The organism is Halomonas icarae (assembly GCF_009901955.1).
In the GTDB taxonomy this organism is placed as follows: Bacteria; Pseudomonadota; Gammaproteobacteria; order Pseudomonadales; family Halomonadaceae; genus Halomonas; species Halomonas icarae.
This window is the reverse complement of the sequence record NZ_WUTS01000001.1, coordinates 158913-173092: the sequence shown is the minus strand read 5'-3', so window position 1 is coordinate 173092 and position 14180 is coordinate 158913. Positions and strand designations below refer to the sequence as shown.

Sequence of the window (14180 nt, the reverse complement as noted above, 5' to 3'; positions counted from 1 at the left end):
GCAGGCAGCGCCTGGCATCGATCAATGAACCGCAGGGTTCAGGATCTGGGCCGCCGCCATCGGCCTGCCGGTGAAGAACCCCTGGATGACATCGCACCCCATCTCGTTCAGGGTGGACAGCTGGCTGGCCGTTTCCACGCCCTCCGCTACCACCTCGAGCCCCAGCTCATGCGCCACGTTGATGATGGCCCGCACCAGTGACGCGGCCTTGGAGTCACCGGGGAGGTGGCACACGAAGCTGCGGTCGATCTTGAGTACATCCACCGGCAGGTCGCGCAGGTAGCTCAGCGACGAATATCCGGTGCCGAAATCATCGATGGCGACTCGCACCCCCAGGGTCCGCAATTGCCGAAGATGATTGATGACCGGACTGTCGCGATCGATCATCACGTCTTCCGTGACCTCGACTTCCAGCTGGTCGGGCGACAGCCCGCGCGTGTCCAGGGCCTGCTGCAGGAAGCCGACCACCCCGATCTGGGCCAGTACCGATCCCGGCAGGTTGATGGCAACGGGCAGCGCATGCGGGCCTAGCTCACGCCAGCCCTTCAACTGATTCAACACCTGGTCGATGACGAAGTGGCTCAGGGTCGTCATCAGCCCGGCCTCTTCCGCCAGCGGAATGAACCGGGCGGGGGGCACCATGCCCAACTCGGCACTGTTCCAGCGCAGCAGGGCCTCGACGCCGAGCAGCCGCAGGTCTGATGCCGCCACTTTGGGCTGGTAGTTCATGTGCAGGCTGCCACGCTCCAGGTCCTGGCGCAGCAATGCCTCCATCCGAGCTCGCTGTACAATCTCGTCGTTCAGGGCGGATGAAAAGGCCACCACTCCGCCGTCTCTTCGCTGCGTGCGTGCGGCCAGCGCAACGCGAGCCGCGTTTATCAAGGCGGAGCCGTCTTCCCCCGCCTCGGCGCTAGTAGAAATGCCCAGGGTGCAACTCACCCTGACCGGCGTGGCATCGACCTGAAAGGGTTCGTCGAGCGCCATGCCCGCCTGTCGGATCCAGGCCATGGCATCGTCGAGCCGCTCGACACCGGGCAACAGCACCGCGAACTCCTGATCCGACAGTCGCCCCATCCGCGCGGCGCAGGCCACCCCATCCCCTTCCAGCCGAATGGCGACCCGCAATCTCGCCACCAGTTGCTGGCAGATTGCCTGGATGCCAGGATCATCGAACCTTTCCAGCAACTGTCGGAAGTTATCCACCACCACCCGACATAGCACGGTATGGCGCTGCTGGCTCTGGTCCTGGGCGAGCGCCTTGGCCACCTGATCCCGGAAGAGCCGGTCCTTGATCAGGCCGGTGACGGGATCGTGGTGGCTCGCCTCGAACAATCGCTGCTCGGCCAGCCACTGCGCTGTCCTGTCCTTGAGCAGGCACAGGATGGCCCCGCTACGAGGCAGGAAGCAGACCTCGGCCACGAAGGGAGCGGCTGCTGTGTCGAGGTGCATCACGAAGGTTCCCGGCCGCCCTGTCTCCTGCGCCTCCTGCCAGGCCATCCGGGCCGTGCCTAGCATCGCCGCGGGCAGGGCGTCGAAGAGGACACGGCCCTGGCGCCAGCCCTCCGACAGGATCGAGGGAAGCCCCCCCAGCCGCTCGCTGGACAACACCTTTCCCTTCGGATCCAGCAGCAGGACGGTATCGGCGAGACACGTGGGCACCTCGAGTGGTAGTTCGCCCGGGCGAGAAGCGCCCACCTCACGCCGAGCGACTCTGACCATCGCCGCGATCCGCTTCTTGAGTACCGACCAGTGAATCGGCTTGTTGACGTAGTCGCTGACGCCCGCCTCGAAGGCGGTCTCGACGGAACAGTCATCCTCGAGCCCCGTGACCATGATGACCGGCAGCCAAGCATGATCTGGGCATGTTCGCATCTTGCGGCAGACCGAGAAGCCATCTACACCGGGCATGCAGGCGTCCAGCAGCACCAGATCGACCCGATGCGTCGCCAGCAGAGATAGGGCAGCCTCGCCGCTGTCTGCCTCGACCACCCTCAAGGCCTCTTTCTGTAGCGCCAGACGCGCCACCGTCCGCATCAGGCGATCATCATCCACCACCAGAATGCACGGCCGATCCGCATACTCGACGGCGGGGGCCGAACCTGTCATATCGCCTGCCATGTCGGTCGTCAGCTTGCTACTTGCCATGGCCTCGCCCACCTGTTCGACCGGATCACGTCCCACCACGGCAGGAGTCATTCGGCATGGTTGCTGCTGGTATGGCGCTACTTCACCCACCTAAATCACATCAACTACAAGCAAGCATCATGCCATAAATATCTTTTTTCCTTGTTTATAGCTACTGGGATGCCTCCTTCGGCGACCAACGCAGGCCTGAAGGCATTTCGCGTCGCATAATGCATATCGCGGTCACTTATCGGCTGGCCTCGGCCCGATAGGCGGCGAAGGCCTCGCGGGTCGGAGCGATCTCGCCCAGAAGAGTACCGGCCAGTGCTCGTGCTGCAGCCTCGTCAGGCGTCATGACTGCGGCTTCCAGCGCCTGGGCGATGGCTTGAAGGCGCCGCGCCCCGAAGGTGCCACAGCAACTCTTCAGCGCATGCGCCTGCTCGCGTAACTCCGCCAGGATTTCGTCGATCGATGCGGCCGACGAAACCATTGTCGCGATGGCCTCTCGCCGTGTGTCGAGCTCATCGAGGAACATGTCGAGCATGGGCACCAGCGACTCCGGCGAGATGTCCTCCGACAACTGATCAAGGACCGCGACCTTCAGACAGACCGCCTTGCCCCAGGCTGCGCCATCATCCCGCTGATCGGATACAGGCACCTCAGAGCCCTCGGCGGTCGACATATCGTCATCGGCCACAGCGGACGGGGCCGGCAGGTGCTGGCGGATGACCGCCAGCAGCCGCTCCTTGTCGAAAGGCTTGCTGACAAAATCATTCATTCCGACCTCTTGGCAGCGTGCCATTTCGCCCTTCTGCGCGTTGGCGGTAAGGGCTATCACGGGCGTCTCTGCATTGGGCCCTGCCCCTTGGCGCAGCCGAATCACGGCGTCGATCCCGTTGAGCCGCGGCATCCGCATATCCATCAGGATCACATCGAAGGATTTACCAGCGGCCTGTTCCAAGGCATCGAGGCCATCGACCGCCTCATCCACCTCATAGCCGCGGCTGCGCAGCAGGGTACTCGTCACTATGCGGTTGGCCTCCACATCCTCCACCAGAAGCAGGCGACCCTGGCTCGTGCCGTTCAATTCTCGCGGGGGCTTGGCGTACCGTCTCGAGTCTATCGAAGCCGAGGTGGCCAGGAAGGCACGCAGTTGACTGGCACACAGGGGCTTGTCGATGCACGTCAGTCGGCAAGCCGCCGACGGCAGTCGCGTGACGTCACTCACCATCAGCGCCAGCGGCAGTGACATCTCCGCCAGCCACACTGCCTCGTCGGGCCTGTGCCAGAGGCAGCGTTCATCGATCAGTACCCGCGTGTGGTCTTTGAAATCATGATTCATATGGCAGCGGTGCAACTGCTCCAGAGACTCGAACGCCCGGCCCTTCGCTCCCCAAGCCTCGGTCCTGGCCAGCATGGCATCGCGCAGGGCGGCGTGGGGGGAAGCGATGACCACCGGCCCGGCAGGGATCGGTGGCTGCCGGGGCGGCGCCTTCAGGTAGGTCACCGGAAGCAGGATGCAGAAGCAGCTGCCCTCGCCGGTAACGCTCTCGACACTGATCTCTCCGCCCAGCAGGGCCACCAGGCGCCGCGCAATGGTGAGTCCAAGCCCCGTGCCGCCGTTACGGCTGTCGCGGATCGGGTCCACCTGCTCGAACTCTTTGAAGATCGAGGCCTGCTGGTCGTCGGGAATGCCCACCCCGGTATCGCTGACCCGGATCTCCAGCAGTTCGGCTCCATCTTGTTCGACGTCATTTCCCGGGGTGCCACGCTGGACATCGATGGCGATCACGCCCTCGGTGGTGAACTTGATGGCATTGTCGACGAGGATATTGAGAATCTGACGCAACCTGACCGGATCGGTTAACACCTGACCCGTGGCCCGCCAGCGCACCAGCGCCAGCAGTTCCACCTCAGGGTGCGCCAGCCTGGCCTGGGCGGCATTCATCACATCCTCGACGAGGGACTCCAGCGCCACCGGCTCCTTCTCCACCACCAGATGTCCCGCCTCTATCTTGGAGAAATCCAGTACCTCGTTGATCACGGCCAGCAGGGCGGCACCGCTGGACTTGGCGGTCTTGAGCAGCCGCTGATGCTCCGGACTTTCGATGCGTTCGGCCACCAGCCCGACCGCTCCCAGCACGGCATTGAGGGGGGAACGAATCTCGTGGCTCATGTGAGAAAGAAAACGTGACTTGGCCAGAGAGGCCTGCTCGGCGGCATCCCTGGCCTCGATCAGTTCCTTCTCGGCCAGCTTGCGAGCCGAAATGTCCCGCAGAGACGCCGTCGCCATGCGCTCACCGTTCAAGTTGGCTGCCACCAGCGATAGCTCCACCGGGAACCGCTCCCCTCCCTTACGCAGGGCCTCGACCTCGACACGCTGCCCAATTAAAGGTCCATTCCCCTCGGCGGCGAAACGCTCCATGCCACGCCGATGCGCCTCTCGTATTTCAGGCGGCACGATGAATTCGTCCAGCCGATGACCGAGGACCTCCTCACGGGTCCAGCCGAAGGTCTTCTCGGCCATGACACTATACTCAACGATCCGTCCCTGGCCATCGGCGATCACCAGGGCGTCCAGGCTAGCATCGGTTACCATGGCCTTGATCTCGAGATTGCGCCGCACCTCAGCCTCGAGCCGTTCACGATCGGTGTAGTCCCTTACCAGCATCACCAACTTTCTCTCGCCCTCGAAAGTAATCGCGGCCAACGACACCTTGAGTGAGAGAGGCGCCCCCTCTCGTGGGCGTCCGGCGGCCTCGAGAGTCTCGCGACCGGCCAGCCGGCCGCTTTCCACCCACTCGGTGATGGGGGCCGGCAGGGCATCGAAGCAACAGGCCACGTCGCGGCCCAATAGCGCACCCTCGTGATAGCCGAACAGCCCCTCGCCGGCAGCGTTGACATGGGCGATCCGGCCATGGGCATCCAGCGTCAGGATGCCATCCGCCATCGTATCCATGACCGTAGTCAGATAGCGCGCCTGGTTCGCGCTGCGCTCGCTGAGGGCCAGCTGGGCCCGGTGACTCTCGTCAAGCCGGCGCTGCTCCTGGCCCAGCCGGTCGACCATCAGGTTGAAGGCGTTCGCCGTCGTCGCCATCTCGTCGTTGCCCCGAACACGGACCCGCTGCTGCCAATTGCCCCGCGCCACGGCACTGGCGGCCTGCTGCAACGCGCCCAGCCCCCGGCTCAGGTAGTGGCCGAACCACCAGGAGATCAGGGCCACCATCAACAGCTCGGCACCGGCAATCACCAGCAGTCGGTGGCGTGCGTCCTGCATCACCCGGGTCAGTGAGGTCACATCCAGGCCGACCTGAACCAGCCCTAGCCGAGTCCCGCCCTCCTCGATCGGCAGCACCACATCGAAGCGACCATCATCGACATCGGCGATGCTGGTATCCCCCGGGCCGATCGCAGCCTCCGCCGGCGTTCCGGCGCTGGCCATGAGCCCGAAGGCGTCCATCACGCGGATGTACTCCACACCGGCCATGGCGGCAATTTCCTCGGTCACCTCATCAAGGGTCGCCAGGTCGGAGGCGATCACGGCATTCTTGGTAGTGGTGGCAAACAGCTGGGCCGTCTGCTGGGCGCGCAGCGTCAATGCCTCCTCCCCGCTACTTTGCAGGTAACTGGTCGCCTGCCACACCAGCAGCACCAGGAACATGGCCTCGATCAGGGCCACCCCAATGATCATCTTGAGTCGAAACGACATGCCATTCTCCCTCTGCGTCCTCTCCATCCTTGCCATTCGAGTGGCAACGGTCGCATTCATGGCTCCTGCGTGCCTAACACGGTTTCGATCTCGAGGTCACGCACATCGTCCCAGTCGCTGTCCTTGGCCGCCACGAACCCGGTGATGCGCAAGGGCGCGAGCAGTTCCCGGCCGGCCGACCGGCGTCCCATCTCGACCAGCGCCGCGGTGAGCGCCTCGCGGGTGGCCAGCGGCACCCGCGGATGTACGGCGATGGCATGGGGGGTGTACCCGGGCGAGACCCAAAGCACCCTGAGCTGCTCACGAATGCTGTCCGGCAGGGCCTCGAAGGTGCGGTTGATGCCCCCCCCCGCCACGAAGCGCCCAGCGGCGACGCTGCGATAGACCGCATCATGCGACGAGACGAAATGAGAGCGGAAGTCGATATCCGCCTGTCTCAGGCTCGACTGGACCACCAGGGTAGCCGCAAAGGCTGCAGGGGCCGGAAACGCCAGGTCGCTCCCGTCGAGATCGCCAATGTCATCAGGCATCGCCTCACGCCCGGTCACGATGATGCCCTCCAGTCGCTGATCCGCCGCCCGTGCCAGCGGCTCCACGCCGATCTGCTCGTGAAAGACCACATAGTGGTAGGGATTCATGTAGGCCACGTCATAGGCGCCCTCCTCGACACGCTGCTCGAAGGTGGGAATGTCCGGCGCCGTTGCGAAACGCACTGGCACGCCACTCTGCCGACTCAGCTCCTCCAGCAGCGGCCCCCAGTCCCGTGCCAGCTTGAGGGCCGACTGCTGGGGCACGATGCCGAAGACCAGTGCCGGGTCGGTCACCCTGGCCTGCGCAGCGTGGCTAGCGGCTTCATGGCCGGCTGCCTGAACGCTGGAAAGGCTCCACAGTAGTGCCAGTGAGCCCAGCCATTGCATGACATACTTGATCATGATTGCCGCCTCTCTGTCGGAACGGCGTCACCGGACGCCTTGACCTAGGAGGAAAGCAACAATCATGCCCAAGTCGCAAAAGAAAACTCAAGGCACTGTAAACAAAACAATTATTTCCAATAAACACATGGCTCGCGGAGTCGAATCTTGACGTAGCCATTGCAACCTGCGTCGCAAATTGCAACGCAGAGTGGTAACTGGCAACTCCATGAGGGCTGCGAGACGGGTCATTCGATCGTGCAGCAATGCTTGTGCGCCTTGCCTTCCGGCATCTCTGTACTCACTCACGATTCAGCCGGCTATTACGACGTTGCTCACCAGCCGAAAACGCCAAGTGCCTATGAACGTTACCCTTCTCCACTCTCCCAAGCCTTAAGGCCAATCCAGCACCCCCTAAGCGAGGTAACGCGATATACCATTGCTACCTTGATGATTCCTCATTGGTTATCAGGGTGTCAGGCTTGATCTCTTCCATGTTCAATGTTGCACCAACCCTGGATTGAGAGTTGGACTCCGCCTGATTGGTCTGATGGCTCTCGGTCATGATCAGACCCTCGGCACCATCCCCCAACATCATCTCGATCTGCTGCCAGTTGCCCACGGCAATGGAAGTGGAGTTATTATTGATGATGGCGCCGGCATTGATATCGCCGCTGCCGCTTGTCCTAGCTCCCGACCCACTGCTGCCATTCCGACGTTTCGCCTCCTGCAAGATCAGGGAGCCCTGGACACTTGCCCGTGCGGGGAAGTCATAAGGGTAAGGGCCCACCAGAGAGTCTCGTTCCCTCGCCTCCACCTGCAGCGATGTGGTCAGCCACCCCGCGGTGATCACAGCAGAGACCCACCACCCCAGACTCGAGAGTGGAAGGGATATATCACGAGAACTTGAGGTGCCAGCGGCGCGAGAGTAAGGATGGGGCCCGGTCTTGTGAGTGTTCATAAGAGATTCCTCGGGGCATCCGTGGAAGCCACGGATGCCCTGCCTGAGAGAGGTTGTGAATCAGAAGTTGCCATCCACCGTGATCGAGAGGTTATTACCCACGGAGGTAGCAGCCGCGGAGACATCGGCGGTACCGTCTGTTCCCATGCCGTTAATGCCGTCGAACAGCACGCCTCCGGCGGTGGCGGTGCTCGTCAAGAGCGCCACAGACAGCTGCTCGTTGTTGGTGATGGCAAAGGCATCATCGTCAGAGATAGTGGTGAGATCCAGAGCCATATTGTTACCCACGGCAGTGGCATCCACATCCACGGTCGCATTGAGAATAGCCAAGGCCGAAGAGGTAGCCGTTACCGTGCCAACGGTGGCATCAATCCCCGAATAGACCTGCGAATTGTCGATCTGAGCCGAGACGTCGGATTCGATCGCGGCGTTATTACCCACCGCCGTGGCGATGCTTTCCACAGCGGCCAGGTCATCAACGGTGTTGCCATCAATCAGTGGAAGGAGGAGGTTATCGACGGCGGTCACCAGGCTGGTCGCCGTGATGGTACCGAGGGCGGTCTGATCATTTTCGGTCATGGCAAGGCCCTCGGGAGTCACGTTGATCTCCGACAGCGCCGAGGTGTCCACCGTGCTGTTGACGGTGGCATCCCAGACCCAGGTCACCGAGTCGAAAGCCATGGCGGCGGAAATGGAGGTCATACCCGCGACGGCGATGGCGGCTGACAGTGCGGTTTTCTTTAGAGTTTTCATGACGGCGTTCCTCATTTATGAGAGTTATAAAGCCGCTGAGTAATGCCCGTCTGCCACAAGACATGCTTCGGTGTCTTCGATCGGCAGGCCGAGCCCTTCCGTCAGGATCTGGTAAGCTGCCATCTCCACGACGGATCGAACACCGAGCTGGAGAGGTTCATTCCTCACCGACCCGGCGTCGAATTCAACAAGCCGATTGTCGAAGAAGCGGTAGACACCGGCTTCTACCTGGTTACCGACAATCTGCTTCTGCAAACTGGTGACATACACGGTCTGGAAGGTGGTGGCGTCCACCACCCTGAGATCCAGGCCAACATTGATGACCGCCTCGCGGTTGCTGGCGCCGACCAGTCCCACGTAGAGGCGAGCCCCCTGAGTCAAGATGTTGTAATTGAGTTCGGTGAGCGCCCCAAGAATCACGTAATTAACCGGCTGAACATTAAGGACAGCCGGGAGGCGTTGCATGGCTCCGGAGTCCTTGAGCTGACGTTCGGCGAGGGGAATACGAATATCGAGTCGCTCGGCCAGGCGAACCTTGCGTGTCTTGTACAGAGCGCTGATCAGCATTTCGGATACGCCCTGGGTCAAGGTGCGGCTCTCGGTGATGGTCGAGTAGCTGGCCTGACCGGTGCGATCCATAATTTGACCGACGCTGAGCACCGGCAGGTTCTCGCCAGGCTCCTGGCTGAGCGCGCTCAGGCAGCGGGTATAGGGGGTATGGTTGGTCATCACCCGGGAACCTTCTCGCGGCGCCACAGGATCGGTGCCGATGGAGGCACAACCACCAAGGGTGGCAGTAAGCAACATGGCGACGGTAATTTTCTGGGGCAGCGGAAGATTCATATGAGCATTCTCCTGAAGGTAATCGATGTAATACAGGAGCCATGCCAACACACAGACAAAACTATGTTTTTCAAACGCTTGGTTTTTTTATTGCGACATTGAGTCAGCCTTCACCTCGACCGACGGAGTGCCGATTAGCAATCGGCCAGCATTCACCTATCGCAAAATGCAAAGGGTTAGCATTTTGCCAGCCATCCTCTCGTCAAACTCCTTGCTCATGCCGAAGTGGTCCCCGAAATTCGGACCAGGCGCCAAGCTCTGATCAGACCGACCAGGAGAGCCTGATCATGAGCAAGGTACGTCAGCACTACAGCAGTGAATTCAAAGCCAAGGTGGCCCTCGCCGCCCTCAAGGGCGACCAGACGACTTCGGAGCTGGCCGCCCGCTTTGAGGTGCGCCCGTCCTTGGTAAGCCAGTGGAAGCGCGAGATGCTGGATAACTAACGTGGGCGGCCTGGCCTGGGCGGTCGGGGGCGGGGCTGGTGAAACTTCCTTCAGATGCCGAGGTGACTTGTTCAACTTGGCCAGCCCACTGCTTGCGGCGTACGTCGCGCACCGTGAACGGTTGAAGCAACTTGTCGCCGCGCTAGTGAACCAGGTGGGGCCTACCTGTGACGGCGCTGTACAACCATTGCGTATGGCTATGCCGGAACTCGGCCCATGCCAGGGCACGGCAGGTGTCGGTCTCGAAGGTCATGGCGTGGAGCACATAAAACGCTTGCCGGTACTGGTCCATGGCTTGAGCCGATGGCGCCCGGACAACCACTGCCAGTATCTGGGCTGGTCGGGCCATACCGCCAGTTGGAGCCGTTGGATCAGGCCATCGTCGTCGGTACCGTTGGTTACGCCTCGCACCAGCGGTGCAATCTTCGACGGCTGGGCCGTTCTGCGTTCAACCTGTCAGCGAAAGAATCAGCACTCGCCGATACGCTGCCCCTCGACCTCGGTGACCATCTCCATCTCGCCCATCTGCGGCGACCGGATAGTCACTTCAACGCGGCCCTCGGTGGTCTCACCCAGGAAATCCATATGGCCGACAATATCCGCCTGGCCACCCTCGGCCTGGCAGACCATGCGGTAGTCCATGCCATCGACGCCCACATTGTGTTCGATCAGCTCGCAGCTCTCCTCCTCCTCGATCATCTGGAAGTCAGGATCATTGAGATCGCCCTGGGCGATGCACTCGCGGGACGTCTCGGTCTGGTCGGGGAACGGCAGGTCACCGGAGACCGAGGTGGTGCTGGTGAACTCCCACTCCCCCGGCACGATATTGGGCGTCTCGGCCAGGGCGGAAACAGGTAGTGCCAGCAGCAGACCGGCGAGCATGGAAGGTAATGACATCGTACGTAAGGACATGGGACTCTCCCTGTCATGGATTCGCACCCAGCATAACGAACCGGCGCCCTCAGGCGTACCCCGGGGCGGCACACGGTTCGATTCTCGAGGGCGGCTCAGGCAATACACAGGAAACCGCTTGCATTCGCGCACTTAGGTCGATACTATGTGCGCCGTTCTGACGCGAAAGGGCCAACCGCCTCGGCGTGAGAACCACAATACGGAGGGGTGTCCGAGTGGTCGAAGGAGCACGCCTGGAAAGTGTGTAAGTCGAAAGGCTTCGAGGGTTCGAATCCCTCCCCCTCCGCCAAGAATTCTGATTAAGCCGCTGATTTAAGCGGCTTTTTCTGTCTGCACACCTATCTGACCAACCCCCTGTATCAGGCTCCCAACTGGCCTTCCCATGGACACTGGGTCCTTCCGAGTTGCCTGGGTCTCCAGCCGACCATCAGGCTGTCTCTGATATCAGTGTCACCAAGCAAGAAAGCTGCACAAGACGCCGGACAGGCACCCTCACTCCCCCTCCTCGGGCTGGGCAGAAGCGAGTGGTAGCGGTGAGCCTGACTTGAACACCAACGTGCGGTAGGGAAACGGGATCTCGATGCCGTGCTCGTCGAGAGCACGCTTGATCGCGGCGACCACCTGGTCTCGCGAGGAGCGAATATCCACCGGCCTGGAGCCGGTCCACCAGGTCACCTCGAAGTCGACCGAGCTCTCGCCAAAGGCCTTGGCGAAGACCTGGATATCGCGCACATCATCACACACCGAGTCGACATGGCGCACCGCGTCCCCGATCACCTCCCGGGCGGTATCGACGTCCTCATCGTAGGCGATGCCGACGATGATCGAGGTGCGCCGCACATCGCGGTCGGTGCGCACGATGACCGGGTTCTCGAACAGCAGGGCATTGGGCACCACGATGCGCTGGCCGTCGGTGCGCCGAATATGGCTATCGCGAACGGTGATCAGCTCGACCAGCCCCTCGACCTCTCCCATCAGCAGCGGCACGAACTGGATCTGTTCCATGGTCCCGGCCCCCTCTCATGATCAGGCGACTCGCCGCGGAGCGATACCGTATCCCCCAAGAGTAGCCGGGAATTGGTCGTGCCGGTCGCCGCAGGGCTGGGATTCAGTGTCCTGCCTCGCTTCGCGCGCCAGGCATTCGCGCGCCCTGAGGCGATCCGAGTCGTCGAGGACCTGCCCAGGGTGATGGATTCGCTATGGCTTCTGCATCGCGCCGAATGGCCGCTCACGGCTCGCGCCACTCACGCCATCGAGTGGCTCAAGAACCGCTTGTAACTCCCCTCCCCCATACCGGACGGCGCCGGCTCACATCGCCAGCAGCCGACGGCGAAGCGCGTGGTAGCGCGTCTCGAGACCCTCGAACAGGGTCTGGCGCAGCCAGGCGTGACCGGCATCCCCATGGTGGCGCTCATGCCACACCAGCCAGTAGGAGAAGGAAGCCACCTCGAGGGGCAGCCGCCGCAGTGCCAGCGGCCAGTGCTCGAGCACGCTGGCGGCGAGGCATCCCGGCACGCACAGCAGCAGGTCACTGTGCTGGGTGGCCGAGAAACTCGCCAGGAAGTGCGGCTGACGCAGGCTCACGTGTCGGCTCAGGCCGTGTCGGGCCAGCGCCAGGTCCACCGCCCCACGATCATCACCGCCCATGCTGATCAGCTGGTGATCCGCTTCCAGAAACGCCTCAAGCGTAAAGGCTGCTTCCGGCTCCCGGGCCAGCGGATGCGCCTCGCGCATCACGCAGACGAAATGGTCGCGACCAAGCTCACGGCCATGCACATTGGCCGGCACCTGGTCACCGAGCACGCAGAGCGCAAGCTCGGGGCCGCCCTCGTCGAGCCGCTGCTCGATGCTGCCGCTATAGGCCTGGATATCCAGCCGCAGATGGGGCGCCTGCCGCTTCAGGGCCTGCCACTGAGGCGCCAGGAAGGCGTGCATGCCATAGTCGGTGGTCGCCAGCTGAAAGCGTCGAGTGGTGCTGGCCGGGTCGAACTCCGGTGGCGCCAGCAGGGCCCCCAGCTCTTCCAGCAAACGCGCCAGGGGCGGCCCCAGCGCCTCGGCCCTCGCCGTGGGGCGCAGCCCACGGTGAGTGCGCACGAACAGTGGGTCATCGAAGGCCAGGCGCAGCCGCGACAGGGTCCGCGAGACCGCAGGCTGGCTCAGGTTGAGACGCTGGGCGGCCCGGGTGACACTGCGGGAGTCCAGCAGCGCATGAAGGGTCACCAGGGCATTCAGGTCGTGACGAGCGAGATCGGCGAGGTGCATGGGAGCGCATGCCTTGGTGATGGAAACCAGATTTTCAATGGCAATGATATCAGGTTAACGCATATTGCATTTAAGCAACTTGCATTGGCGTGATATCACTCGGATGGCGTAGCCTAGGCTCACCGTTGACAACCAAACGCATCGCTGCCAGGCGACGGGCGTCGAACCGAACGCTCCGATGCCTGCAGAGATCACTGAACTCGAAGGAGGCTCCATGCACAACCGCTATTTCACCATTCACGAACACCCCGAGGGCATGCCCGACCGCGAGCTGTTCCAGCTCGAGGCGGCGGAGCTACCCGCCCTGCAGGAGGGTGAGGTGCGCATTCGCAACACCTGGCTCTCCGTCGATCCCTATATGCGTGGCCGCATGGATGGTGTCACCACCTATATCGAGCCCTTCACGCTCGGCAAGCCGCTGGAAGGCGCCGCCGTGGGCGAGGTCATCGAGTCCCGGGATTCGCGCTTCAAGGAGGGCGACAGGGTTCGCCATATGGGCGGCTGGCGCGATATCGCCCAGCTACCCGGTGACCAGGTCGAGCCGCTGCCGACCTTCGATGTGCCCCCCCAGGCCTACCTGGGCGTGCTGGGCATGCCGGGAACGACCGCCTGGGTCGGGCTCAACGTGATCGCCGACATGCAGGAGGGGGACAACGTGCTGGTCAGCGCCGCCGGCGGCGCGGTGGGCTCTCTCGCGGTGCAGCTGGCCAAGGCCAAGGGCGGCACCGTGGTCGGCATCGCCGGGGATCCCAAGAAGCTGGAGTGGCTCGAATCCCACGGTATCAAGGCGATCAGCTACCGTGGCAAGGATGCTCGCCAGCTGAGCGAGGCGCTCAAGGACGCCTGCCCGGAGGGCTTCGACGTCTACTACGAGAACGTCGGTGGAGACTGCCTGGAAGCGGCGCTGGATAACCTCAGGGTCTGCGCCCGCATCGCCATCTGCGGCATGATCTCACGCTACAACGCCGAAGGCCCCGCCGCCGGACCGGCCAACCTGGCGATGCTGCTGATTCGCCGCGCGCGCATGCAGGGCTTTATCGTCTTCGATCACTGGGAGCATCACGGCGACTTCCTGAACGAATTCGCCCCCCGGGTCGCCAGCGGCGAGATCGACTACCAGGAAACCGTCATGGATGGCCTGGAGAGCACCCCGGATGCCTTCCTGGCCCTGTTCACCGGGCGCAACCAGGGCAAGATGCTGGTCAAGCTCTAGGTCTTCGGCTACCTGGCAGGTGAATTAACCGTCGCCAGGGGAAAAAAGA

The 14180-nt window shown here is 62.6% G+C and carries 12 protein-coding genes and 1 tRNA gene; 4 read left to right on the top strand and 9 right to left on the bottom strand.

The window, feature by feature from the left end; genetic code table 11:
* Positions 1–21: 21 nt before the first annotated feature.
* From GRB80_RS00860 to GRB80_RS00835, 6 genes are all read right to left on the bottom strand, one after another.
* Positions 22–2145, bottom strand: coding sequence for a putative bifunctional diguanylate cyclase/phosphodiesterase (locus GRB80_RS00860; protein WP_161422213.1), 2124 nt, complete (start codon positions 2143–2145; stop codon positions 22–24).
* A gap of 226 nt (positions 2146–2371) precedes the next feature.
* Positions 2372–5833, bottom strand: a complete 3462-nt coding sequence (locus GRB80_RS00855; RefSeq protein WP_161422212.1) for a PAS domain S-box protein — start codon at positions 5831–5833, stop codon at positions 2372–2374.
* Positions 5834–5889: 56 nt separating this feature from the next.
* Positions 5890–6765, bottom strand: a complete 876-nt coding sequence (locus tag GRB80_RS00850; RefSeq protein WP_202597139.1) for a phosphate/phosphite/phosphonate ABC transporter substrate-binding protein — start codon at positions 6763–6765, stop codon at positions 5890–5892.
* Positions 6766–7186: 421 nt separating this feature from the next.
* A complete protein-coding gene (locus GRB80_RS00845) occupies positions 7187–7705 on the bottom strand; it encodes a hypothetical protein (RefSeq protein ID WP_161422211.1) in 519 nt (172 codons plus the stop codon).
* 60 nt (positions 7706–7765) lie between these two features.
* Positions 7766–8458, bottom strand: a complete 693-nt coding sequence (locus GRB80_RS00840; RefSeq protein WP_161422210.1) for a hypothetical protein — start codon at positions 8456–8458, stop codon at positions 7766–7768.
* Positions 8459–8482: 24 nt separating this feature from the next.
* Positions 8483–9301 (bottom strand): CsgG/HfaB family protein, encoded by an 819-nt coding sequence (locus GRB80_RS00835; protein ID WP_161422209.1) that lies wholly within the window; start codon positions 9299–9301, stop codon positions 8483–8485.
* A gap of 287 nt (positions 9302–9588) precedes the next feature.
* Between GRB80_RS00835 and GRB80_RS00830 the strand changes: the two genes are divergently transcribed.
* Positions 9589–9744: a transposase gene (locus tag GRB80_RS00830; RefSeq protein ID WP_161422208.1), complete on the top strand. Its 156-nt coding sequence runs from the start codon at positions 9589–9591 to the stop codon at positions 9742–9744.
* A 468-nt stretch (positions 9745–10212) separates the two neighbouring features.
* Here the strand turns inward: GRB80_RS00830 and GRB80_RS00825 are convergent, their stop codons facing one another.
* On the bottom strand, positions 10213–10656 hold the full coding sequence (locus tag GRB80_RS00825) for a DUF3617 domain-containing protein (protein WP_237561892.1): 444 nt from the start codon (positions 10654–10656) through the stop codon (positions 10213–10215).
* Positions 10657–10857: 201 nt separating this feature from the next.
* Here GRB80_RS00825 and GRB80_RS00820 point away from each other — a divergent pair.
* Positions 10858–10945, top strand: a tRNA-Ser gene (locus GRB80_RS00820).
* 203 nt (positions 10946–11148) lie between these two features.
* On the opposite strand, the gene GRB80_RS00815 is transcribed toward GRB80_RS00820, so the two are convergent.
* On the bottom strand, positions 11149–11661 hold the full coding sequence (locus tag GRB80_RS00815; RefSeq protein ID WP_161422207.1) for a mechanosensitive ion channel family protein: 513 nt from the start codon (positions 11659–11661) through the stop codon (positions 11149–11151).
* A 78-nt stretch (positions 11662–11739) separates the two neighbouring features.
* On the opposite strand from GRB80_RS00815, the gene GRB80_RS00810 reads away from it, so the two are divergent.
* On the top strand, positions 11740–11934 hold the full coding sequence (locus GRB80_RS00810; RefSeq protein ID WP_309663472.1) for a LysR substrate-binding domain-containing protein: 195 nt from the start codon (positions 11740–11742) through the stop codon (positions 11932–11934).
* Positions 11935–11964: 30 nt separating this feature from the next.
* On the opposite strand, the gene GRB80_RS00805 is transcribed toward GRB80_RS00810, so the two are convergent.
* On the bottom strand, positions 11965–12918 hold the full coding sequence (locus GRB80_RS00805) for a LysR family transcriptional regulator (protein ID WP_161422205.1): 954 nt from the start codon (positions 12916–12918) through the stop codon (positions 11965–11967).
* Between the two features lie 214 nt (positions 12919–13132).
* Here GRB80_RS00805 and GRB80_RS00800 point away from each other — a divergent pair, with 214 nt between their 5' ends.
* The gene (locus GRB80_RS00800) at positions 13133–14131 is read left to right on the top strand and encodes an NADP-dependent oxidoreductase (RefSeq protein ID WP_161422204.1); all 999 of its coding nucleotides are present in this window, start codon (positions 13133–13135) and stop codon (positions 14129–14131) included.
* The last annotated feature ends 49 nt before the right edge of the window (positions 14132–14180 follow it).

Coding starts and splice junctions, on each gene's coding strand:
- GRB80_RS00800 (WP_161422204.1), top strand. CDS start 13,133: ATGCACAACCGCTATTTCACCATTCACGAACACCCCGAGGGCATGCCC.
- GRB80_RS00805 (WP_161422205.1), bottom strand. CDS start 12,918: ATGCACCTCGCCGATCTCGCTCGTCACGACCTGAATGCCCTGGTGACC.
- GRB80_RS00860 (WP_161422213.1), bottom strand. CDS start 2,145: ATGGCAAGTAGCAAGCTGACGACCGACATGGCAGGCGATATGACAGGT.
- GRB80_RS00830 (WP_161422208.1), top strand. CDS start 9,589: ATGAGCAAGGTACGTCAGCACTACAGCAGTGAATTCAAAGCCAAGGTG.
- GRB80_RS00825 (WP_237561892.1), bottom strand. CDS start 10,656: ATGTCCTTACGTACGATGTCATTACCTTCCATGCTCGCCGGTCTGCTG.
- GRB80_RS00845 (WP_161422211.1), bottom strand. CDS start 7,705: ATGAACACTCACAAGACCGGGCCCCATCCTTACTCTCGCGCCGCTGGC.
- GRB80_RS00850 (WP_202597139.1), bottom strand. CDS start 6,765: ATGATCAAGTATGTCATGCAATGGCTGGGCTCACTGGCACTACTGTGG.
- GRB80_RS00855 (WP_161422212.1), bottom strand. CDS start 5,833: ATGTCGTTTCGACTCAAGATGATCATTGGGGTGGCCCTGATCGAGGCC.
- GRB80_RS00815 (WP_161422207.1), bottom strand. CDS start 11,661: ATGGAACAGATCCAGTTCGTGCCGCTGCTGATGGGAGAGGTCGAGGGG.
- GRB80_RS00835 (WP_161422209.1), bottom strand. CDS start 9,301: ATGAATCTTCCGCTGCCCCAGAAAATTACCGTCGCCATGTTGCTTACT.
- GRB80_RS00840 (WP_161422210.1), bottom strand. CDS start 8,458: ATGAAAACTCTAAAGAAAACCGCACTGTCAGCCGCCATCGCCGTCGCG.